Genomic DNA, 22692 nt, shown 5'->3' with positions numbered 1-22692 from the left:
AACCTTATTATCTATATACTGAATTATTGAGATTAATAGTCAATTATTAAAGTACTGATCCAGAATCATCATGAAATCTTTGCACCGTCCCGATCTCTATAGCTGGTCTAATTTCAATCCGGCAAGAAATATTGATTTCAATGGGATTGCCTGGATTCGCCCAGATGGCAACATCTTGATTGACCCAGTAGCCCTATCAAACCATGATTGGAATCATCTGAAATCCCTCGGTGGTGTGGTTTGGATTGTGCTGACAAATTCTGAGCATATCAGGGCAAGTAAAGAAATTGCCGATCAAACATACGCTAAAATAGCCGGCCCTCTGGCAGAAAAAGACACTTTTCCCATACATTGCGATCGCTGGCTGTCTGATGGTGAAGAATTTGTCCCAGGACTGGAGGTGATTGAACTCCACGGTTCTAAAACTCCCGGTGAATTGGCTCTGTTACTGGAGGAGACAACTTTAATTACAGGGGATTTAGTCCGGGCACGCAAAGCAGGGAGCTTGACGATTTTACCAGATGACAAACTTCTGAATCGAGAAGAGGCTGTTGCTTCTGTGCAGAGGTTAGCTCAACTGAGTCGGGTAGAAGCAGTGCTGGTGGGCGATGGTTGGCCAGTTTTCCGCGATGGACGCGATCGCTTGCAGGATCTTGTAGCAACGCTGTAAATGGGTAAGGGCGATCGTCTGTTTGAATATTGGGGGAGTTCTTGCAGGTTATTGCCTAAACTCTTCCAATTCTTTATATAAGTGCTGCTTTGATTGTGATTCTAAGGGAACTCCAAGAAATAAATTATCCAATATTGTGGGATGGGCATCTTGCCTGCCCAGTTTATATGGCGGGCAAGATGCCTACCCCACAGGAGTTAATTGGATATTTTTTTATCTGGAAGTCCCTAAGTAATTTTGCTATTAATACTGAAGTCTGATGACACTATCGATAATTTGTTATCAATATATTGACAGTTAATAACTTGACCGACTAGCTAAATCAAGAGGGGAAGGATGAACAGTCGCCGCGTTGTCATTGTTGGCGCTGGATTCGGTGGGTTGCAAACTGCCCAATCTTTAGCTGATTCTGGTGCAGATGTATTATTAATCGATCGCAACAACTATCACACCTTTGTACCGTTGTTGTATCAGGTTGCCACAGGTCAATTGGAACCTGAGTACATTGCTTACCCTATCCGCACGATATTACGGCGATTCTCTTTCCTGCGAAATAAGTCTAAGGTTCAGTTTTTGATGGCTGAGGTTGAGCAAATTGATTTTTCAGGGCAAACTGTTGAAACAGATAGTTGTTCAATCACCTATGACTTTCTTGTACTTGCAACTGGAAGCCAAACCCAGTTTTTAGGAGTTCCTGGAGCTTTAGAATATGCTTTCTCAATGAGAACATTAGAAGAAGCAATAGCAATCCGAAATCAAATTTTCTCTTGTTTTGAGGGAGCAATCCAGGAATCTGATTCATCACGACGCCAACAACTGCTGACATTTACCATCGTCGGTGGTGGGGCGACGGGTGTTGAGGTTGCAGGTGCTTTCATTGAAATGCTTCGAGGCCACTTGCGTCGAGATTATCCGACACTTTTAAAGCAAGTGAGGTTGATTCTCGTCCAATCTGGCGATCGCTTATTGGCCGATTTGCCAAAGAAGTTGGGAGCTTACACCTACAAACGATTACATCAGCTAGGAGTGGAAGTTTATCTGCAAACAAAAGTGACTAGAGTGACTTTTGAATCTTTACATCTGCAAAACGATGAGGTAATTCCAACTGCAACCGTCATTTGGACTGCGGGGTTAGAGGCGAATTATCCGACAACATCTGAGGAAGTATCTTCAGCAAAGAAGGGAAAGTTACTTGTCCATCCCACCCTACAATTGCTAGAGCAACCCAATATATATGCCATTGGGGATCTGGCATATATGGAACAGAACGGTAAACCATTAACTGGGGTTGCACCAGAGGCACTTCAGCAGGGTGTTGCTGTAGCTCGAAATATTCAACGGCAATTTCAAGGTAAATCACCAGAGGATTTTAGCTATTTCAACAAGGGAAGATTAGCAATTATTGGCTGTTATTCAGGTGTGGGAAAAATTGGTGCATTTGCCTTTACAGGATGCTTGGCTTGGCTGATGTGGCTAGGAGTTCATTTAGTATATCTTCCTGGCTATCGTAGTCGTTTGCTAGTATTACTTACTTGGCTGCACACTTACCTATTCAGCGATCGCTCAGTTCGCTTAATTCTGTCTATGAAAGAACGTTAGTTCTCAAAACCCCTAAGTGCTTCCCAATTTCTGCAATTGAAATCAATTACAGTCGGCGTACCATAGTTGGAGTTCAGGCAATGAATGAAAATAGAAACTACATTAGTCTCAAATCAAAGGATGTTGCGATCGCCTATTTGTTGCTGCGAGTTCTCATTGGTGTCAATTATTTTAATCACGGATTCACTCGCATTTTTAACATCCCTGGATTCGCTGAAGATACTGTCAAAGAACTAGCAACTTCTTATTTTCCAGAATTTCTGGTGAGAATCAATTCTTACCTAGTGCCCCCTGTAGAGTTAATTGTGGGCGTGTTAATCACACTTGGGTTAGCAACTAGAAGCGCTTTAATTGTCACCTTTGCCTTGATGATCATTCTGAAGTTGGGAGTGACATCGATACAAAACTGGGGTGCAGCTACTTCCATGCTTTCTTACGGGATTGTGCTGTTTATTTTGCTTGCAGGTAGCAGCTTTAATATTTACTCCCTCGATCACTGGAGAAAAAAGAAACAAAACCTTGCAGACTCAGGAGCGGATCGTGAACAAGGTAGGGTCAACTTCTTTAAAAATAATTTTTGGGTAAAATATCGGCGACAGAATCGTTTACCCAATCATAGTAATTTCAGATAAATAAATACTAGTAAATCAGTGGGGGCGCATAGCTAGCTGTGCGCCCCCACTAGTAAATTGTGGTTGAAATAGATGCAAAGGCTTTCAGAAGAAAATCAAACAACACCGTATGATGGTAGTTAGTAGCATTTATATCTGATACTTTCTTTTTTGCCTTAAAAGAATATCAGGTAAGCCACCTCCTGATTCCATAACGGCAGAATGTGGAAGCTTTCACTGATTAACCTATTTGGAGAACACTGATGTCGAAGGAAAGAAAAAGTAATAAAGAAGTTAAAAAACCTAAAAAAGATCCCAAAGACAAAAAGGAGAAACCAGACACAAACAAATAGGACAATTTAGGTTAGTAGGTGTGATGTCTACGAGAGACTACACCTACACAACTTATTAAGCAGGAGTAAATTTCAGCGAAACACCGTTCATACAGTAGCGCTTACCAGTGGGTGCAGGGCCATCATCAAAAACATGGCCCAGATGACCACCACAACGACTACAATGCACTTCAGTTCTGGTCGTAAACAATGACCTATCTACAGTAGTAGCGATCGCACCTTCAATCGGGTTAAAAAAGCTGGGCCAGCCAGTACCACTATTAAATTTGGTATCAGATGTAAACAGTGGTTGTTCACACGCAGCACAATAATAAGTCCCATTGTCGTATTCCTTATCCAATGGACTGGTGTGAGCGCGTTCAGTCCCATGTTTACGCAATACACGAAACTGTTCTGGCGTTAAAATCGTCCGCCACTCTTCTTCAGGTTTGGTGATTTCAAATCCACTCTTAGAAGTTGTCATCTCTTCTGGCCCCCATTTGATATATCTTGATAACAATCCTGTGCCGACTATTACTGCACTAGCTTGTAAAAAATACCGTTTGTCCATATATCTATTATTTTCTATTTTCCGGTTCACTGGCCAATCAACTCCAGTACGGAATTCCCTACATGAATGACTATAATTAGCGATCGCTCTGAATTAGCCCTGATAAACTCATTAAAATTAGCTAAGAAACAAAAAAATATTGTCCAATATTCAGATCAACTTGACCTAATGTTGGACAGTAAATCTAGATATCGTGCATAGATTACAGAATGATTAGGTTCTGATCAGAAGTCTTGTCTAACTCATGGATCTAGTGTAGTCACACTTAATCATCATCATCAGAGGTAGTTGTGAGATCCTGAATAGTCCCCTGTTTCCCTCGACTCGTCAGAAACACAAATGCGCGAGTTAGACGCTTCACACCACTTAGGGTAATCAGAGTCAGTAGCCCTCCTAATAATCCCATTTGCCATAAGCCACAACCGATCGCAGCTCCCAATCCAGCCGCAGTCCAGACACAGGCAGCTGTAGTTAAGTTTTTTACTTTTGGCGCCGCAGATTTTCTCGGAGACTCTTGTAAAATCAATCCGGCTCCGAGAAATCCTATCCCGGTAGCTACACCTTGAATTGTCCGACTCAGTGCATTAGTAGCAGCATAGGGACTCTCGCCCTCAACCTGCAAAGGAATCATCACAAATAGTGCTGCCCCCATACTCACGAGCATAAATGTTCTCATCCCTGCTGGTCTACCCCCTTGCTGACGATTAAATCCAATCAAGCAACCAACCAGGAGCGCCAAAGACAATCTAAACGCTATATGTGGCCAATCGTTGGCAGTAATAAACATCGGCCCCATTGCCTTATTTCTCCTAGAGACAGAACGGAATTTTGCACCTATTGCCAGTGGGGTGGATGGCTACCCACCTTTGTAGCTAAAAACTTAAGTACAGCAAATCAATAGGTTTGACGTACATTAAGGTTAATTTAACAGAAGGTTATGAATAAGTAAATTAATATACATAAAGCTGCCATTGCTGTATTCCTCCTAGAGACAGAAGGAATGGGGAATAGGGAATAGGGAATGGGGAATAGGGAATAAATCTCTTCCTTGTCTCTTGTCCATGCCCAATGCCCAATCCCCAATGCCCAATCCCTAATTTTTTCGATCGCTAGCTTATTGAACACCGCCTAATATACATTGGTTTGATAGGAATACCGGAGTTTTCTGAAAACTTCTTGCTTGCTTAAGTAGAATATGTGATATTTTAAAGCTATAAATAAAGCACGGTATTTCTATCGAATTGCCGTAGTTTAAAAGGACAGGACTCATGCAGCTACTATGGTTCATCCCAACCCACGGCGACGGACGTTACCTTGCAACTGCTACAGGGGGACGGGCAGTAAGCTTTCCTTATCTGCGGCAGATAGCACAAGCGGTGGATGACCTTGGTTATACAGGGGCATTGCTCCCCACTGGGCGTTCTTGCGAAGATGCTTGGATTATTGCCTCAACGCTGGTATCGCTAACGCGACGGATGCGTTTTTTGGTGGCGATTCGTCCCGGCTTGGTATCGCCTGGAGTGGCAGCACGGATGGCGGCGACTTTTGATCGCGTCTCTGAAGGACGCTTGCTGATTAATGTCGTGACAGGAGGCGATCCCGTAGAGTTAGCGGGGGATGGCTTGCATTTGGATCACGATCAGCGCTATGAATTAACAGATGAATTTTTGACAGTATGGCGAGCGATCGTTAGTGGTGAACAAGCTAATTTCCAGGGCGACTATCTCAATATTCAGGATGGGAAACTGCTGTTTCCAACTGTTCAGCAGCCATATCCGCCCTTATGGTTTGGCGGTTCCTCTCCCATAGCTCAAAAAATTGCTGCCAAGCATGTAGATGTTTATCTAACTTGGGGCGAACCACCGGCGCAAGTTGCCGAGAAGATTGCATCAGTTCGCAGACTTGCAGAAGCAGAAGGCCGGACTTTGCGGTTTGGGATTCGCTTACATGTGATTGTGCGCGAAACCGAGAGTGAAGCGTGGGATGCGGCGAATCAACTGATTAAGTATGTAGATGACGAAGCGATCGCTAAAGCCCAAAAAGCTTATGCCCGGATGGATTCAGTTGGACAAAGCCGGATGACTCAATTACACCACGGTAATCGTGAGGCATTAGAGATTAGCCCCAACCTTTGGGCGGGAGTCGGTTTGGTGCGGGGTGGTGCGGGAACGGCCTTAGTCGGCGATCCCCAAACCGTTGCAGCCAGAATCTTGGAATATGCTGCTTTGGGTGTTGAGTCCTTTATCTTCTCTGGTTATCCCCATCTAGAAGAAGCTTATCGAGTTGCGGAACTTTTATTTCCCCATCTGCCTTTAGAGAATCTACCCGTAGTGGAGAAGCAACACGTCTTGAGTCCATTTGGCGAGATTGTGGCAAATGAAGATTTTCCTCAGCAACACAAACAAAAAGCTACATCCATATCCTAGTAAAGTTTAGGGTATTGGGGAGTGGGCATTAGGCATTGAAAATTCTTCTCTAGTCCTTAATTCCCATACCCCATGCCCCTCAATAGTGCTGAGTCAGGAGTGCTGAGTGCTGAGTGAGGAATCTCACTTTTTTACTCAGAACGGGCTAAACGCCCTGCTACTGCTAACGGAACTCGGAACTGTTTTGCCCCATGCCCATTAATAGGAGTTTAATTGAATGGCAAATATTTTAGCGATCGCAGGTAGTCCAACCCATCCATCTAGAACCTATGGTTTGGTCGAATACACTGCCAAGCTTTTACAACAAGAAGGCTTGCATGTAGACATTATTTCAGTTCGGGATTTGCCTGCTGAAGATTTAGTTTTTGGACGATACGACAGCCCTGCTTTGGAACAGCCAAAAGCTTTATTAGCAAAGGCAGATGGTGTGATTATTGCCACCCCAATTTACAAAGCTGCTTATACAGGAGTGTTAAAAACATTTCTAGATTTACTGCCACAAAAATCATTAACAGGTAAGCCCGTGTTACCAATTGCTTTGGGTGGAACGATCGCTCATTTATTGGCAATTGAATATGCTCTGAAACCCGTCTTATCTGAATTAGGAGCGCGGCATATTCTAGCTACAGTTTATGCAGTAGACAAACAAGTTCAACGACAAGCTGATAACAGTGTTCTGTTAGATGAGGAAATTGAGCAAAGACTCAAAGACGTTCTCAAGGAATTTGTTAAAGCTGTAGAATATGATGCCGCTGCGCCTCAAGAATTGGTTCATGCCAATTAAATAATCAAGTTTATACCTCCGTTTGCTTGTAGCAGAGGGGTAATTTTTACCCATCTGTTACTTTTTTTAAAAGTTAATCATAACAATATAAATTTATTCTCAACAATTACACTTTTATAGCAATATTCAAATGAATATACTAGACCCAGACTTCTCTTCAAAGCTCTATAGAATACTACTGTAATTTATGATTTTTCCCATACAAGATATTGTAAAGATACAAGTTGTCTCCTAACTCTACCTTTAGTAGATGGGTAAATTTCACTCATCTACTACTTTCTCTCCTAAAATTTTAAAATGGGAATCACAAGATAAGAGAGTTTCTGGAATTGTGCTATTACCTAATAAATCTCAACTTATATGAATCCAAAATCTGATTTCTTATCGGAAATGTACGATTTTCTCTATCCTCGTAGTTCATATTATGGGCAGTTTAAGCCAGAGTATTTGGTGTTTAACGCTAATCTCCAAGAGTTTTCTCAAAGGGTAAACTATATATGTAACCTCCAAACTGGTGGCAAACTTTCTCCAGAAGAAGCTTACAAAGAAATTCATATTCTCTGGAAACAGTTGAAGCGTGCCAAAAAGGCATTAGAGGTTGTTTAAAAAGTGTTTCGCTGTGACTTTAATCACTTTTATATCCCCCTAAATCCCCCTTAAAAAGGGGGACTTTAATTCTGGTTCCCCCTTTTTTAAGGGGGGCTAGGGGGGATCAGTTAGTGCCTAAAATCACAGCGAACCACTTTTCAAACATCCTCTTAGAGATTAGGTGATTCAGTCGCATATTTTAATCTGAATAGATAACTAACAGAAAAACATGGTTACGAACGCCATTTGAAATTTCGATTTTATTATCTGTAGATTTGTAATATAAACGCTAAAGTTGCAGACTGCGGTAAAAAGTTTATTGTAAATGAGTAGCGATCGCTTGAAAAAGAACCCTGCTTTTATTTGGTTAGCTGCGATCGCTCCCTAAATTGAAGCCACCGTGTAATGGTAATACGCTTTTTTGGTCAAGTTAGCCAGTAAATTAGAAGTAGGGCGTAAAAAAATAAACTCAATGAAAGCGATGTCTAACGACAGGCCGCAAGGCGTCTGCGCTTCTGAACTTGCATCTATCGTCGGTGAAGAAAATGCTATTTGTCTTTGGGAAAATATTGAACTCGGTCAGCAAAAAGGTATTCAAGAGGCTATAGCTTCTGGAAAGCTTCCTAATTGTATCGTCTATCCCCGCAGCCAAGAACAGCTAGCCGCAGTCATTGCCACTGCTTACACAAACAACTGGCGCATTCTCCCCTGTGGTAGTGGTAGTAAACTTAGCTGGGGTGGTTTAGCTAAGGGCATTGATGTTGTAGTTAGTACAGAACGCATCAACCAACTGATTGAACACGCCGTTGGCGATTTAACTGTCACCGTAGAAGCTGGCATGAAGTTCTCCGATTTGCAAGCACTTTTGGCAAAATCGCGGCAATTTCTTGCCCTTGACCCCACAGCACCAGAGTCGGCAACTATTGGCGGTATTGTCGCTACAGGTGATACAGGTTCTCTACGGCAACGCTATGGTAGTGTGCGCGACCAGTTACTAGGTATTACCTTTGTGCGTGCTGATGGGCAAATTGCCAAAGCTGGGGGAAGAGTAGTCAAAAATGTCGCCGGATATGACTTGATGAAGTTGCTAACAGGATCTTATGGCACATTAGGCTTTATTAGTCAACTAACTTTTCGCCTGTATCCGCTAGCAGAAGCATCGGGAACAGTGGTATTGACTGGTAGTGCAGAGGCTATATCCCAAGCGGCTGATATCCTTCGAGGTTCGGCGTTAACACCAGTTCAAGCTGATTTGCTATCAACTAAATTGGTATCTAGTTTAGGTTTGGGTCAAGGATTGGGATTAATTGCCCGCTTTCAAAGTATTAGTGAGAGTGTTAAAGAACAGACAAACCGAGTTTTGGAAGTAGGGCAAAAGTTAGCTTTAAATGGGGCAATTTTTGCAGATGGTGATGAAGCTAATCTATGGCAGAGATTACAAGAACGAATACATACTACTGCTACAGAATCTCTAATTACCTGCAAAATAGGAGTGTTGCCTACTGCTGCTGTAGAGATTTTGAATCAGGTGGAGTGGGGTTTAGTTCATATTAGTAGTGGTTTAGGTTTGTTACAATTAGAGAGTAAAAATCAGGTTTTGAAAATCCGCGACGAATTATACTCCGCTGGAAGCGATCGCACTCAAGACTCTAGAGGTTTTTTAACAATTTTGTCAGCACCAATGGCGGTTAAAGAACAAATAGATGTTTGGGGTTATACGGGAAATGCTTTGCCTTTGATGCGCCGTATTAAGGAACAGTTTGATAGTAAGAATATTTTAAGTCCTGGTCGGTTTGTGGGTGGTATTTAAGAAATAAACCGCAGAGACGCTGAGGACGCTGAAATAGAGAGGGGAAAAATAGTTATGCAAGTTTCAGAAAATTCTGTTAATAATACGGCTAGTTTAAAGAATTTGAAGGGCTTTGATGAAAGTCATCCGCCTGACCCAAAGTTAATTGATAGTTGTGTACATTGTGGGTTTTGTTTATCTACTTGTCCCAGTTATCGGGTGCTTGGTAAAGAGATGGATTCACCTAGAGGACGCATCTATTTAATGGATGCAATTAATGAGGGTGAAATTGCTCTAAATACGGCAACTGTAGAACATTTTGATTCTTGCTTGGGATGTCTTGCTTGTGTAAGTACTTGTCCGTCTGGTGTGCAGTATGATAAGTTGATTTCTGCAACTCGTCACCAAGTTGAACGAAATTATCCCCGCAGTTTGCCAGATCAATTTTTTCGTCAACTGATATTTTCTCTGTTTCCCTATCCCAACCTTTTACGGGTTTTATTAGTTCCGTTATTGGTTTATCAAAAGTTGGGGTTTGCTAAGTTTTTTCGCGCTACAGGTTTACTCAATAAAATATCGCCCCGTTTGGCAGCAATGGAATCAATTCTGCCAGAAATTACTCTCAAATCTTTTCAAGATAATTTGCCTAATGTAATTCCTGCTCAAGGCGAGAAGCGTTACAGAGTCGGGGTAATTTTGGGTTGCGTGCAGCGGCTATTTTTCTCGCCCGTGAATGAAGCAACGGTACGGGTTTTAACAGCGAATGGTTGTGAAGTTGTGATTCCCAAATCTCAAGGTTGTTGTGCGGCGCTTCCCGAACACCAAGGACAAACAGAACAGGCGAAAGCATTAGCAAGGCAGATGATTGATAGTTTTGCCAACACTAATGTAGATTTCGTAATTATCAATGCTGCTGGTTGTGGTCATACTTTAAAAGAATACGGTCACATTTTAGAAGATGACCCAGAATATCGGGAAAAGGCAAAGGATTTTGCCGCGAAAGTTAAAGATGCTCAAGAGTTTTTGGCAACTGTTGGTATAACAGCGAAACTTTCACCGTTGACTGATCAACCCTTGAATTTAGTTTATCAAGATGCCTGTCATTTATTGCATGGTCAAAAGATTAGCGTCCAACCGCGTCAGGTATTGCGGCAAATTCCAGGAGTGAAGTTGAGAGAACCAATAGACGCAGCTTTGTGTTGTGGTAGTGCCGGGGTTTATAATATGCTGCAACCAGAAGTTGCTGAAGAATTGGGTCAGCAAAAAGTGCAGAATTTGTTGAATACTGGTGCTGAGTTAATTGCTTCTGCTAATCCGGGGTGTACTTTGCAGATTACTAAACATTTGCAGTTGCAAGGTAAGAAAATTTCAGTTATTCACCCGATGGAGTTGTTGGATTATTCGATTCGGGGTGAAAAGTTGAAATTGTAGACATTTCTTTCTTGTAGGGTGGGCATCTTGCCATTGGTGTCAAGTTAAGCTCAAACGCTTACCCCACAGGGATTTTACCCCACCCTAACCCTCCCTTGCAAAGGCTACGGTGTATACACAAGTCCTTCTCACCCCCTCTAACTCCCCCTTGCCAAGGGGGAGAACCGGATATTTCCCCCCTTTGCAAGGGGGGATTAAGGGGGGTAATTTGACTTGTTTATACACACCGGGGTAGGGTGACGCGGATTGTGATGGTAATACCAATTTGAAAAAAGAAGGCGACAAATAGACCATTTGTAGAGACGCGATTCATCGCGTCTTTACCCAAGGATGTGTTGCAATCATTCATTGAATTGGTATAAGTGATTAAACTCAACGAGGTTGTCACCAACCCCGTTGGTCTTCAAAACCGTGCGTGAGACTTTCACCTCACACGGCTCCTCAATGGTTTGGTGCTTGTCACGCATACCTCATTACCCATTTATCCTTGACTTTTTCAAGTATTCTGGTGGGCTTAGGCTCGGCACTATTGCAGCCGGATTTTATGCCAGGACTACCATCGTTGGCAGTTTTTGTATCGTGGCAATGTCTGTGTAGAAGTTGCAAATTATCGTAAATATCCTTACCACCTTGCGATTTAGGGATTTTATGGTCAACTTCTAGCACATCGCTTTCGCGGAAAAACATTTCGCAGTGGGTACACTTCCCTTTTTGCTTTTTCAGGAGTTTTGAAGTCCTATTTGGCATTTCGGGGTTTTTACCCATTCTTGTACTCCAATAAACCAGATTTCCGTCGTATGGTGACGATTCGCCTTTAACTTTCACATGACGTACTATTGGAGTGTCGGCATGTTTTAGTAACCGAGTTGGGGTTAAACCTTCCTTCCTGGTTGCGAATATCCAGTTATCACCGCCTATAGACTGCCAATACCTTTTTGACACCCATCCCCAGTTCTTTTTGGGGGTGGCGGTGTTTTGCCCAGGCATATAACTTTTGGTACGTGAGGTCATCGATATCTGAGTAAGCTACCTTACTTACCACAGTCGCGTAGTAGTTTGCCCATCCCCTAATTATTGGGTTTAAATGGCTGATTAGCGCCGCTTGCGGAGCTGCCTTATGGGTTTCAATAACATTAGCGATTTGTTCATAATGTACCTTTTGCTTCTGCTTGCTTGGGGTGATGATTGTTTTAAAACCCCGTTTCGAGTGATACTTTCCTACTGGAAATTGTTGTATCGAAAAACCAAGGAAATCGAACCCTGGTTTTTCCTGCTCATACTGGTTGAGGGTGTGAGTCAGTCTCGTTTTACTGGGCTTTAGTTCCAAACCCATGCTTTTTAACCATTCAGAGATAATCTCTTTGCATCTTTGGACTATGGTTATGTTTTCGTGGAGAATTACGAAATCGTCGGCATAACGAATTAGACTTAGACTTCTACGGGTATCCCGTTTATTAAGACCGTCTTTACAAGGGAGGGTATTGGCGTATTGTTTAATTCGTTCTTCCATCCCATGTAGGGCAATGTTTGCCAGTAACGGAGAAATGACCCCGCCCTGTGGCGTACCCTCAGATGTTGGAAACAACTGCTTATCATCCATCACTCCCGCTTTTAACCATGCACGTACTTGTCGGCGGATGGTGGGGAATGTATTTATTTTTTCTCAGCAGTGCTTCATGGTCGATGCGGTCAAAGCATTTTGATATGTCGGCATCGAGTACAAATTTTGGCTTGAGCTTGATTGCCTTAAATATTGCTTCTACCGCATCATGGCATGAGCGTCCGGCTCTGAACCCGTATGAGTTGGGTTCAAATCGCGCTTCCCATTCTGGCTCTAGTGCCAGTTTGACAAGTGCTTGCAAGGCTCGGTCTTTCATTGTAGGTATACCCAAAGGTCGCTTCTCTTCCGTTCCAGGCTTAGGAATCCATACGCGCCTAGTTGGGCTGACCTTTGTACCCAGGTTTAAGATATCAGTGAGTTCTAGACGTTGCTTTGGAGTCAGCGACTTAACGCCATCTACACCAGCCGTCTTTTTTCCCTTGGTTGTCCTGGGTGACTCTACGAACCGCTAAAGCTCTTGCTGACCATGACTTCATCAGTGTCTTTTGGAGTCTGCGATATGCTTTTACATCACCACGGGCAGAGGCTTGATAAATTCTCTTTTGGAGCTTATACACGCTACGCTCTAGCTTACGCCAGTTAATAGAGTGCCATTCCACCATCAGTCTTTGAGACTGTGTATTAGACATATATACTCATTACTTGGGACTTTATCATCCAAATCACCGTAGGTCTGTCTGCATATTCTGGGCATTACCCCAGACATTCGCTTTTGACTTAATCTCCCCTACTCGCTGCATACGGTTAGCACCTACTCAGGGATTCGACCACCTGAGAGCATACGAGAGGTTATATCGTTCCGAGTGACCATACTGTGTACCTTTAGAGTGATGCTCTTCGCCGGGTTTATTGGAAGTGCTTGTTGGTCAATCCGATTCTTGCCAACTCCTTATCCTGTGCCTTTTGGCTCCAGCGCATTAAGCCTTATTTCGCTGGTTCATTGTAACGACGACTCAATTGCATCTTCAAGCCAAAGCTTTACTCATGGGTACTTTGCTCGATGCTTACCGACTTAGGCTGTCAGTAATAACACCTTTTCACCCCGCTTCAGGCTTTGATAGCTAGTCTCAAACCTGGGGGTGATGCTTTCACCGTTGCACCTACGGGGTAGGATTTGGGGGGTTCTAGGATACTAACTCTCACCTACATAGTCATTCAGTTGTCAAGGCATTGTACCTTGCGGCTAATCCTCCAAACCCTTATGGGTCTTAGTTTCTAGCCAACGATTCGCACAGTGGACTCAATATCCCTGTTTTGTCACTCTAGGCAGAGGAAAAGTAGAAATCAGGGTGAGACAGGAAAATAAATATTGAACTGGTGAGGTTATAAATAATAGATTGAAGTTTCGAAAAACCCAAAGACAATTGGGGAATAGGAAAAACTGTCAACCAGGGATATATTAGGTTAAATAAAGTAAAAGGTTGAATTATTAAACGGAGATTGTTAAGAATGTTCTTCCAACCCTTCCCATCATCCCACCAAGGATGAGCAGCCAATTTTGATGGAGACTTTGGTGGAGAAGACTGCATTTGTTCAGAGTGTAGACTCACCATTAAGTAGCTACTACAAACAATCTCCCACCAGCGTTCAATATCCGCATAATGAGTCAGCCGATAATCTGCCCAACCTAATTCATTCTTACTTTGCTTCAAGCCATATTCAACCCAAGTTCTTAACCCATAAAAGTTACCAACATCTCTTGGTGTAAGGTCTGCGTATTTACTCATCACATACCAAGTAGTGTTACCGGGTAATTTCTCAATGTCAGTAGTAATCTGCCAATACCTTTTTTTCTTGTCGTTTACCATGAATTATTTCCCTAATAAACCGATTCTCACTACTCAAGTTAGAGAATACTCTTTTAAACTTATGCCACTTTAAATATTGAGTATGTTGTCTAGGAAGTAGCTCTACAGAATGGTTTGAGCGAATCGCCACTAGATAATTTAACCCCCAGATCGTCTAATATAGATATGAAATTAGCACTACTCTCACCATATAAGCTATCTGCTAGTACTAGGTTGAATTTAAAACCCATCAACTCTAGCTTTTTTCATCATTATTGCTGCTATTTGAGGCTTCGTAAGATATTTATCCCCTGGCTTTAATCTTTCGCGTGGCTTGTATACTTCAAACAGTAATGGAAAAGTCATCCCACAGAATACACCATACGCCGTGACTGCTACAATTCCATTTTCTACTTTACCCAAATTACCTATGTACTGTCGTTTCACATAATCTGTCTTATTCCCTTTCTTTTTATCTCCTGTCTCATCAATAATTAGAATGATTGGTCTACCTTTTAGAACTTGTAAAATTAGCTCTAATCGCAAGGCTCTTAACTTCTCTATATCCCAAGGTGATGTAGTTAAAAAATGGTGCAAACCCTGCTGATTGTCCAATCCTACAATTTTTGCTATTTCTGGTAGGGTTTTCCGTTTTAGTTCAGAAATACACCCTACATGAAGGTATTTAAAAGCCTCGAAGCTCCTAACATCTGGAAACAGGCTTTTATACCATTGGCAATATTCGTCCACGAATTTTACTGTTGGTGCGGCTGGACGAGGCTGTACCATACTCTGTGTCTTGGTTCTAGCGTTTGTACCTTATTATACTACTGCCAGAGTGACAAAACAGGGATATCATTCCTTGGCAAGGGTTTCACGTTAACTTGACACCTATGGCGAGACGCCCACCCCACAAGGAGTAGTTGAATATTTTTTATTTGGAAGTCCCTTAATCAGTCATTTTGAAGAAGTTTTTTCCGAAATAGCCGCTTTCTCGTCTGTATAATCACTGAAATGGGCAAGAGTGTCAGGCTGATTTCGGGTGATTTGTGATGAAACTAGATTTAGTTAGATTTTTTCAGGCTTGCAACCCTAGTAAGACTCTGGTTGTGAGTAAACCGGAAGATAGACAATATTATATTGATTTCTCTAAAGTGCGTGGTGCCAAGATTATTGAAGAATTAGGACGAACTATCACCCGCCTTTCACCTGAAGAACCTACTTGTCAATTGTTTACCGGACATATCGGCTGTGGCAAGTCTACTGAGTTACTGCGGCTAAAGGCAGAGTTAGAGCAGCAGGGGTTTCATGTGGTTTATTTCGAGTCTAGCCAAAGTCTGGATATGGCTGATATTGATGTTACAGATATTTTACTGGCAGTAGCTCGTGAAGTGAGTCAAAGCCTGGAAGCAATTAAAATTAACCTCAAACCAGGATACTTTAAAAATCTATTTACGGAAATTTCAGAGTTTTTGCAAACGCCGCTAGATATTGGGGTTGAGGCTGAATTATCTGTAGGTATTGCCAAGATTACTGCCAAAACTAAAGATAGCCCCAAACTTCGCGGTCAGTTACGGCAATATTTAGAACCGCGCACCAATGGCATTTTAGAATCAATTAACAAAGAATTGCTCAGGCCTGCTAGAGAAAAACTCAAGCAACAGGGTAAAAAAGGACTGGTAGTAATTATAGATAATCTCGACAGAGTTGATAATTCTCAGAAACCTTCCGGTCATTACCAGCCAGAATATCTCTTTGTAGCCCTCTTCTGTCACTTTCCGGGAAAGTGATCGCTAGAAGCCTCATGAGGCAATCAATACAAGCTATACTATTAGAAAAAAATAGGACTTGTATTTGTTATTAGAAAATAATCGCGCAATCGCTTGTTATACAAAAGCTCTAGATTTTAGAAAAGGCAAATGTTTTCGGAGAGTGACAGAAGAGGGGTAGAACGGGGTGAACAGTTAAACCAGTTAAATTGTCATGTTGTTTATACCATTCCGTTAGTGTTGATTTTTTCCAACGCTTTAGGAAGGTTAACAAATCGCTTTGGCGTAGACCCCAAGGTTTTGCCGATGGTTCCTGTGCAATTACAAGATGGTTCGCAATTCTCACAAGGAATCATGCTGCTGCAACAGATGGTTATGGCGAGGGCTTTTCCTGGTGTGAGTTGGGAACAAAGCCGGAATTTAATTACCGAGGTTTTTGATAGTCCTGATACTTTAGAGCGACTTTGCCGAGTTAGCGGTGGTCATTTGCGTAATTTGTTGATGCTGTTATTTCGCTGTCTTCAGCAAGAAGACCCGCCTCTGTCGCGTGAGTGCGTAAATAGGGTGATTAAACAGCGCCGCAATGAGCTAACTTTGGCAATTACGCCCGATGAATGGGAATTACTGCGTGAGGTGACGCAAGAGAAAAGCTTGAGAGGTCATGAAAGATACGAACTTTTGCTCCGCAGTATGTTTGTATTTGAATACCGGAATGAGGATGGTTCGTGGTTTGATGTCAATCCAATTTTGGCTGAAGCTAAAGAATTTAGGTTATGAATCGGCGTATATGAACAATTACCCCCCTTAATCTCTCCGATGCATTGGGGGGAAACCGGAAAATCTTGTTCCCTCCCCTTTATAAGGCTACGGTGTACACACAAATCATCTGATCCCCCTAAATCCCCCTTAAAAAGGGGGACTTTGATTCTAATTCCCTCCTTTTTAAGGGGGGTTAGGGGGGATCAAAACGCTGTTGGGCAACTTTTTAAGACTTGTGTGTACACCGTAGCTTTGCAAGGGGAGGGTTAGGGTGGGGTAAAACCTTGGTTAATCAGCTATTTCAGACTTGTGTGTACACCGCCGCTTGCAGGGAGAGGTTGGGGGTAGGGTGTAATGACTGTGGTTAGCATAACTATTTATGCGGACATGATATCAGGGCTCACGGGAGTGGCTTCTGGGTTCATGGGAGTGGTTCCAGGGTTCATGGGAGTGGTTTCAGGGTTTATGGGAGTGGCTCCAGGGTTCACGGGAGCGGCTCCAGGGTTTACGGGAGTGGCTTCAGGGTTCACGGGAGTGGCTTCAGGGTTCACGGGAGTGGCTCCAGGGTTCACGGGAGCGGCTCCAGGGTTTACGGGAGTGGCTCCAGGGTTCACGGGAGCGGTGTCAGTTGCAATTTTCACAACTACAGCTTACAACTAACAGAAATCATGCTTCAGCCCACTGTCCCTTACTTGCATGATGTAATTATACAAACAGGTAATATAAGGTAAATTATCTATGTTATGAGTAATCAGCAAGAGCCAGAAAATTTAGCCTTTGACAATGAACGTTCATTGCAAACTCTGGTGCGAACAATTACCCTTTCTCAGGGGGAATTTTCGCTGATTTTGCTGCGCTGTAACTATGCTGCTTTACGTCAGCGTATGGTGCAACGTCTGCACCAATTATCTCCTGTACATATTCACGAAATTACCTTACCTGCATCAGTCAAAACGCTTTACACAAATATCCGCGAACAACTGGGAGATGAGCAGCCACCTGCATTGATGATTTTTGGTTTGGAGTCGGTTAAAGATATTGATACAGTTCTGACTTCAGCTAACCAAGTACGGGAGGAGTTTAGAAAGAATTTTCCGTTTCCGATATTGTTGTGGGTTAATGATTCAGTTCTGCAAAAATTGATTCGATTAGCAACTGATTTAGAGAATTGGGCAACTATTATTGAGTTTCAAAACCCTACCGATGAGTTAGTCAACTTCCTTCAGCAAAAAACCGATCAAATCTTTGCTGGAGATATAACGCCGAATCCCCAAATTTGTTGGGAACTAGAAACCGCCCGTCAAGATTTGCACAGCCGTCAAAAAGTATTAGAACCAGCATTTCAGGCAAGTTTAGAATTTGTACTTGGCTTGAATGATTATGTACATGATCAGATAGATACAGCTATAGAACACTATCAACAGAGTTTGAGTTTTTGGCAGAGAATTAACTATTTAGGACGCCAAGGTATATTATTAGTTAATATTGCTTTAGCACATAACCGCAAAGCTGAAAAAAATCAAGTAGAAAATTTAAAATATTGGCAAGAAGCTAGGAATTATCTTCAGCAAGCTATTAATATTTTTGAACAAACACAACGTTCAGATTTAGTTGCAAAGCATATTACTAAATTGTGTGAAGTGCTACGACGTTTACAAGCATGGTCAGAGTTGCAAAACCTTGTTGAAAAGTCTCTACCGTTACATCAAAATTATGGCACGCCGTTGCAATTGGCTAAAGATTATGGTTTTTTGGCAGAAGTAGCCTTAGAGCAGTCACGCTGGGAAGAAGCCTCTAAACTTGCAGGGCAAACATTGCAAATATTAGCTGATATACCTAATCTACAAGTTGATGAATTTGGATTATATCGGTTTGTTTTAGCAAAATCGCAATTAGAAATGTTGCGTTTATTCTACTTTGAACAAGGTGAATATCTCAAAGCTTTTGAGATTAAGCAAGAGCAATTACAAATTGAACAACAGTATGGTTTCCGCGCGTTTGTTGGTGCATCTTATTTCAACCCGCAGCAAGAGGCAATTAGTTCTGCACAATTGAAAGCTGAAAATCCTGAAACCATTGCTCAAGAAATTGCTGCTTCTGGTCGTGGACAAGATGTTAAGCAGTTGCGAGAAAGAATTAGCGGGACTGAGCATAAATTGACTGTAATTCATGGTCAGTCAGGAGTGGGGAAAAGTTCGATTTTGCAGGGTGGATTAATACCAGTATTACAACAGCAAGCAATTGGTGAGCGAGATGCTTTACCTGTTTTGTTGCGAGTATATACAGATTGGGTAGGAATGTTAGGGCGAAGTTTAGCTAAGGCTTTTGAGGAAGTCAGAGGTAAAAAATTATCTGTTAATCTTGATTCGTCAGCAGCTATTTTAGGACAATTACGGAGAAATGCCGATCGGAATTTATTAACTGTTTTGATGTTTGACCAGTTTGAGGAGTTTTTCTTTGTTTATACAGACCAAGGTCAACGACAAGCATTTTATGAGTTTTTACGAGTATGTCTAGATATTCCTTTTGTCAATGTAATTCTGTCTTTACGCGAAGATTATTTACATTATTTATTAGAGTTACATCGGGTTAATTTAACTGTAATTAATAATAATATTCTTGATAAAAATATTCTCTATAATTTAGGTAACTTTTCGCCAGCTAATGCTAAAGCTGTTGTGCAGAGTTTAACAGAACGATCTCGCTTCTATCTAGAGCCTGCATTAATTGATGAATTAGTGCGAGATTTAGCAGGTGAATTGGGGGAGATTCGTCCTATTGAGTTACAAATTGTTGGGACACAATTGCAAACTGAGAAAATTACAACTTTAGAAAAGTATCGTCAGTTTGGGCCTAAAGAAAAACTGGTTGAGCGATTTTTAGAAGAAGTCATCCATGATTGTGGCTCAGAGAATGAACAGGTTGCTCTACTGATTTTATATTTACTCACAGATGAAAATGGGACTCGTCCCCTGAAGACTCGCGCTGAGTTAGCAGCAGATTTGGTAGCAGAAGTTGATAAATTAGATTTGGTGTTAGAGATTTTTGTGGCATCAAGGTTAGTGTTGCTGTTACCAGAATCGCCTGCTGACCGTTATCAACTGGTGCATGATTACCTTGTGTCGTTCATTCGTCAGCAACAGGGTAATGAAATACTAGCAGAATTAGCTAGAGAGCGAGAACAACGCTTGCAAGCAGAAGAGAAGCTGAAGCTTGAACAAGATGCGAGGCAGATATTAGTTAATGCTCAACAAGAAGCCAAGCGGCAAATTCGCCAAGGGCGGATGCAGTTGACGGTGAGTTCTGGGTTAGCGGTATGTTTATTATTATTTGCAGGTATATCATCTTTATATGCATTGAATCAAATTCAAGTGGCTAAAGATGCTAATGATGAAAAGCAACAGGCAGAAAATATAGTTAAAACGGCTCAAGCTGAATTGCAAGCTACGCAAAAAACACAGATAGAATTACAGAAGAAAGCACAAGAATTAGAAACTAAAAAGAAAGATGCAGAGCAAAAGTTTCAAGCAGCGCAGAAGAATCAGCAAGCCGCAGATGCAAAATTTAAGTTAGCACAGGCAGATTTAGGGAATGTAAAGCAGCAAGCAGCAGAATTACAAAATAAAAATTCTCAAGGAGAAGAAAAAATTAAAACAGCTAACGAACAAGTCAAAACTGCTCAAGAGAAAGCACAAGAGGCAAATAGACAACAACAGGAAGCACAATCTAAAACTAAACAAGCTCAAACTATTTTGAGTCAAGCGCAAGCAGCGCTACAAGGAGCAGAGACAGCACAAAAAGAATCACAAAAGGGAACAGAATTAGAACGGGCAGGTGTTAATGCCTTAAGACAGTTTGAGTCTACTGAGTTAGAATCGCTGGTGGCAGCAATGCAGAGTGGGAAAGAGTTAAAAACTCTGGTAAAAGATGGTCGCTCTTTAGAAAAATATCCAGCTATCAGCCCGATTTTTGCTTTGGATAGTATTCTCGATAAAATTAAAGAACGTAACCAGTTGCAAGGGCATCAAAGTGGTGTCAATAGTGTGAGTTTAAGCCTGGACGGCAAAACCATCGCCACGGCATCAGATGACAAAACAGCGCGGTTGTGGAAGCTTAACGGGCAACTGCTACAAGAATTCAAAGGGCATCAAGGCGGTGTCTATAGTGTGAGTTTCAGTCCGGACAGCAAAACCATCGCCACGGCATCATCTGACAACACAGCGCGGTTGTGGACGCTTAACGGGCAACTGCTACAAGAATTCAAAGGGCATCAAAGTATTGTCAATAGTGTGAGTTTCAGCCCGGATGGCAAAACCATTGCCACAGCATCATTAGACAACACAGCGCGGTTGTGGACGCTCAACGGGCAACTGCTACAAGAATTCAAAGGGCATCAGGGTAGTGTCAATAGTGTGAGTTTCAGCCCGGATGGCAAAACCATTGCCACAGCATCATTAGACAACACAGCGCGGTTGTGGAAGCTTAACGGGCAACTGCTACAAGAATTCAAAGGGCATCAAAGTATTGTCAATAGTGTGAGTTTCAGCCCGAATGGCAAAACCATTGCTACGGCATCATCTGACAACACAGCGCGGTTGTGGACGTTCAACGGGCAACTGCTACAGGAATTCAAAGGGCATCAGGGTAGTGTCAATAGTGTGAGTTTCAGCCCGGACGGCAAAACTATCGCCACGTCATCAGATGACAACATAGCGCTTTTGTGGACGCTCAATGGGCAACTGCTACAGGAATTCAAAGGGCATCAGGGTAGTGTCAATAGTGTGAGTTTCAGCCCGGACGGCAAAACTATCGCCACGTCATCAGATGACAACATAGCGCTTTTGTGGACGCTCAATGGGCAACTGCTACAGGAATTCAAAGGGCATCAGTACGGTGTTAATAGTGTGAATTTCAGCCCGGATGGCAAAACCATCGCCACAGCATCCTTTGACAACACAGCGCGGTTGTGGACGCTCAACGAAGAACTGCTACAAGAATTCAAAGGGCATCAAAAAGAAGTCTTAAGTGTGAGTTTCAGCCCGGATGGCAAAACCATCGCCACAGCATCCTTTGACAACACAGCGCGGTTGTGGACGCTCAACGGAGAACTGCTACAAGAATTCAAAGGGCATCAAAGCAGTGTCAATAGTGTGAGTTTCAGCCCGGATGGCAAAACCATCGCCACAGCATCCTTTGACAACACAGCGCGGTTGTGGACGCTCAACGGAGAACTGCTACAAGAATTCAAAGGGCATCAAAGCAGTGTCAATAGTGTGAGTTTCAGCCCGGACGGCAAAACCATCGCCACAGCATCCTTTGACAACACAGCGCGGTTGTGGACGCTCAACGGAGAACTGCTACAAGAATTCAAAGGGCATCAAAGCAGTGTCAATAGTGTGAGTTTCAGCCCGGATGGCAAAACCATCGCCACAGCATCCTTTGACAACACAGCGCGGTTGTGGACGCTCAACGGAGAACTGCTACAAGAATTCAAAGGGCATCAAAGCAGTGTCAATAGTGTGAGTTTCAGCCCGGACGGCAAAACCATTGCCACAGCATCATCTGACAACACAGCGCGGTTGTGGTCTGTGGATAATTTAGACCGATTGTTGGTGCGGGGTTGCAATTGGCTGCGTGATTATTTGCAGAATAACCCGAATTTGGGTGAGAGCGACAAGCGTCTCTGCGATGATATTAAGTGAAAGCCAATCTCGATACAGTTGGGTTAAGAGCTAATGGCAACAATTTTGGGTTTTCGAGTTTTCGAGACGCGATAAATCGCCGTCTCTACAAGTATTTTGTTGCTTGAACTGTATTGGAATCAATCTCAATGCTGTTCGGTTAAGGCAAGAGACGCGATAAATCGCCGTCTCTACAATAATCAGTCTTTCCTCTTGACGGCGATTTATTTCGTCCTTGCGATCTATAATTTTCATCAAAAAACATTAACCGAAC

17 protein-coding genes and 2 pseudogenes are annotated in these 22692 nt (G+C 42.5%); 11 read left to right on the top strand and 8 right to left on the bottom strand.

Annotation, left to right across the window (positions count from 1 at the left end):
- The first annotated feature begins 70 nt into the window (after positions 1 to 70).
- From HUN01_RS13780 to HUN01_RS13770, 3 genes are all read left to right on the top strand, one after another.
- Positions 71 to 670, top strand: coding sequence for an MBL fold metallo-hydrolase (locus HUN01_RS13780; RefSeq protein ID WP_181931751.1), 600 nt, complete (start codon positions 71 to 73; stop codon positions 668 to 670).
- Positions 671 to 1006: 336 nt separating this feature from the next.
- Positions 1007 to 2269, top strand: coding sequence for an NAD(P)/FAD-dependent oxidoreductase (locus HUN01_RS13775; RefSeq protein WP_181931750.1), 1263 nt, complete (start codon positions 1007 to 1009; stop codon positions 2267 to 2269).
- Between the two features lie 80 nt (positions 2270 to 2349).
- Entirely contained in the window at positions 2350 to 2901 is a 552-nt protein-coding gene (locus tag HUN01_RS13770) for a DoxX family protein (RefSeq protein ID WP_181931749.1), read from the top strand.
- A gap of 387 nt (positions 2902 to 3288) precedes the next feature.
- Here HUN01_RS13770 and msrB read toward each other — a convergent pair whose 3' ends face one another.
- Both msrB and HUN01_RS13760 read right to left on the bottom strand, forming a co-directional pair.
- Positions 3289 to 3783 carry a peptide-methionine (R)-S-oxide reductase MsrB gene (gene msrB, locus HUN01_RS13765; RefSeq protein WP_181931748.1) on the bottom strand — a complete coding sequence of 165 codons (495 nt, stop codon included), beginning with the start codon at positions 3781 to 3783 and terminating at the stop codon, positions 3289 to 3291.
- A 265-nt stretch (positions 3784 to 4048) separates the two neighbouring features.
- On the bottom strand, positions 4049 to 4579 hold the full coding sequence (locus HUN01_RS13760; protein ID WP_181931747.1) for an MgtC/SapB family protein: 531 nt from the start codon (positions 4577 to 4579) through the stop codon (positions 4049 to 4051).
- Between the two features lie 472 nt (positions 4580 to 5051).
- Here HUN01_RS13760 and ssuD point away from each other — a divergent pair, with 472 nt between their 5' ends.
- From ssuD to HUN01_RS13735, 5 genes are all read left to right on the top strand, one after another.
- Positions 5052 to 6209, top strand: a complete 1158-nt coding sequence (gene ssuD / locus HUN01_RS13755; protein ID WP_181931746.1) for an FMNH2-dependent alkanesulfonate monooxygenase — start codon at positions 5052 to 5054, stop codon at positions 6207 to 6209.
- A 217-nt stretch (positions 6210 to 6426) separates the two neighbouring features.
- Positions 6427 to 6993 (top strand): NADPH-dependent FMN reductase, encoded by a 567-nt coding sequence (gene ssuE, locus HUN01_RS13750; RefSeq protein WP_181931745.1) that lies wholly within the window; start codon positions 6427 to 6429, stop codon positions 6991 to 6993.
- 360 nt (positions 6994 to 7353) lie between these two features.
- A complete protein-coding gene (locus HUN01_RS13745; RefSeq protein ID WP_181931744.1) occupies positions 7354 to 7599 on the top strand; it encodes a DUF7219 family protein in 246 nt (81 codons plus the stop codon).
- A gap of 454 nt (positions 7600 to 8053) precedes the next feature.
- A complete protein-coding gene (locus HUN01_RS13740; protein ID WP_181931743.1) occupies positions 8054 to 9391 on the top strand; it encodes an FAD-binding oxidoreductase in 1338 nt (445 codons plus the stop codon).
- A gap of 54 nt (positions 9392 to 9445) precedes the next feature.
- Positions 9446 to 10801, top strand: a complete 1356-nt coding sequence (locus HUN01_RS13735; protein ID WP_181931742.1) for a (Fe-S)-binding protein — start codon at positions 9446 to 9448, stop codon at positions 10799 to 10801.
- Positions 10802 to 11018: 217 nt separating this feature from the next.
- Here the strand turns inward: HUN01_RS13735 and HUN01_RS36090 are convergent, their stop codons facing one another.
- The 6 genes and pseudogenes from HUN01_RS36090 to HUN01_RS13725 form a co-directional block, all read right to left on the bottom strand.
- On the bottom strand, positions 11019 to 11150 hold the full coding sequence (locus tag HUN01_RS36090; RefSeq protein ID WP_257798184.1) for a hypothetical protein: 132 nt from the start codon (positions 11148 to 11150) through the stop codon (positions 11019 to 11021).
- A 110-nt stretch (positions 11151 to 11260) separates the two neighbouring features.
- Positions 11261 to 11743 (bottom strand): HNH endonuclease, encoded by a 483-nt coding sequence (locus HUN01_RS35370; RefSeq protein ID WP_238846250.1) that lies wholly within the window; start codon positions 11741 to 11743, stop codon positions 11261 to 11263.
- A complete protein-coding gene (locus HUN01_RS36085) occupies positions 11709 to 12401 on the bottom strand; it encodes a reverse transcriptase domain-containing protein (protein WP_257798182.1) in 693 nt (230 codons plus the stop codon). Before HUN01_RS36085 ends, HUN01_RS35370 begins: the two co-directional genes overlap by 35 nt.
- Positions 12394 to 12693 (bottom strand): reverse transcriptase/maturase family protein, encoded by a 300-nt coding sequence (locus tag HUN01_RS36080; protein WP_257798180.1) that lies wholly within the window; start codon positions 12691 to 12693, stop codon positions 12394 to 12396. The genes HUN01_RS36085 and HUN01_RS36080 overlap by 8 nt, the downstream gene beginning before the upstream one ends.
- Positions 12694 to 12808: 115 nt before the next feature.
- The gene (locus HUN01_RS35355) at positions 12809 to 13051 is read right to left on the bottom strand and encodes a reverse transcriptase N-terminal domain-containing protein (RefSeq protein WP_238846248.1); all 243 of its coding nucleotides are present in this window, start codon (positions 13049 to 13051) and stop codon (positions 12809 to 12811) included.
- A gap of 633 nt (positions 13052 to 13684) precedes the next feature.
- A pseudogene (locus tag HUN01_RS13725) lies at positions 13685 to 14998 on the bottom strand (IS701 family transposase).
- A gap of 263 nt (positions 14999 to 15261) precedes the next feature.
- Between HUN01_RS13725 and HUN01_RS36575 the strand changes: the two are divergent.
- The 3 genes and pseudogenes from HUN01_RS36575 to HUN01_RS13705 all read left to right on the top strand — a co-directional run bounded on the left by HUN01_RS36575 (position 15262) and on the right by HUN01_RS13705 (position 22439).
- A pseudogene (locus HUN01_RS36575) lies at positions 15262 to 16755 on the top strand (P-loop NTPase fold protein).
- A 369-nt stretch (positions 16756 to 17124) separates the two neighbouring features.
- The gene (locus HUN01_RS13710) at positions 17125 to 17397 is read left to right on the top strand and encodes a hypothetical protein (protein ID WP_181931741.1); all 273 of its coding nucleotides are present in this window, start codon (positions 17125 to 17127) and stop codon (positions 17395 to 17397) included.
- An 83-nt stretch (positions 17398 to 17480) separates the two neighbouring features.
- Positions 17481 to 22439: a WD40 domain-containing protein gene (locus tag HUN01_RS13705; RefSeq protein ID WP_181931740.1), complete on the top strand. Its 4959-nt coding sequence runs from the start codon at positions 17481 to 17483 to the stop codon at positions 22437 to 22439.
- Positions 22440 to 22692 lie beyond the last annotated feature (253 nt).

Source organism: Nostoc edaphicum CCNP1411 (genome assembly GCF_014023275.1).
Taxonomy (GTDB): domain Bacteria; phylum Cyanobacteriota; class Cyanobacteriia; order Cyanobacteriales; family Nostocaceae; genus Nostoc; species Nostoc edaphicum_A.
Note: the sequence above shows the minus strand (reverse complement) of the source record. Positions and strands in the feature narration are given on the sequence as shown.

Excerpts from the sequence above, each read along its gene's own strand:
- HUN01_RS13780 (WP_181931751.1), top strand. The coding sequence starts at position 71 with ATGAAATCTTTGCACCGTCCCGATCTCTATAGCTGGTCTAATTTCAAT.
- HUN01_RS13775 (WP_181931750.1), top strand. The coding sequence starts at position 1,007 with ATGAACAGTCGCCGCGTTGTCATTGTTGGCGCTGGATTCGGTGGGTTG.
- HUN01_RS13770 (WP_181931749.1), top strand. The coding sequence starts at position 2,350 with ATGAATGAAAATAGAAACTACATTAGTCTCAAATCAAAGGATGTTGCG.
- msrB (WP_181931748.1), bottom strand. The coding sequence starts at position 3,783 with ATGGACAAACGGTATTTTTTACAAGCTAGTGCAGTAATAGTCGGCACA.
- HUN01_RS13760 (WP_181931747.1), bottom strand. The coding sequence starts at position 4,579 with ATGGGGCCGATGTTTATTACTGCCAACGATTGGCCACATATAGCGTTT.
- ssuD (WP_181931746.1), top strand. The coding sequence starts at position 5,052 with ATGCAGCTACTATGGTTCATCCCAACCCACGGCGACGGACGTTACCTT.
- ssuE (WP_181931745.1), top strand. The coding sequence starts at position 6,427 with ATGGCAAATATTTTAGCGATCGCAGGTAGTCCAACCCATCCATCTAGA.
- HUN01_RS13745 (WP_181931744.1), top strand. The coding sequence starts at position 7,354 with ATGAATCCAAAATCTGATTTCTTATCGGAAATGTACGATTTTCTCTAT.
- HUN01_RS13740 (WP_181931743.1), top strand. The coding sequence starts at position 8,054 with ATGAAAGCGATGTCTAACGACAGGCCGCAAGGCGTCTGCGCTTCTGAA.
- HUN01_RS13735 (WP_181931742.1), top strand. The coding sequence starts at position 9,446 with ATGCAAGTTTCAGAAAATTCTGTTAATAATACGGCTAGTTTAAAGAAT.
- HUN01_RS36090 (WP_257798184.1), bottom strand. The coding sequence starts at position 11,150 with ATGAATGATTGCAACACATCCTTGGGTAAAGACGCGATGAATCGCGTC.
- HUN01_RS36085 (WP_257798182.1), bottom strand. The coding sequence starts at position 12,401 with ATGGATGATAAGCAGTTGTTTCCAACATCTGAGGGTACGCCACAGGGC.
- HUN01_RS35355 (WP_238846248.1), bottom strand. The coding sequence starts at position 13,051 with ATGTCTAATACACAGTCTCAAAGACTGATGGTGGAATGGCACTCTATT.
- HUN01_RS13710 (WP_181931741.1), top strand. The coding sequence starts at position 17,125 with ATGATATCAGGGCTCACGGGAGTGGCTTCTGGGTTCATGGGAGTGGTT.
- HUN01_RS13705 (WP_181931740.1), top strand. The coding sequence starts at position 17,481 with ATGAGTAATCAGCAAGAGCCAGAAAATTTAGCCTTTGACAATGAACGT.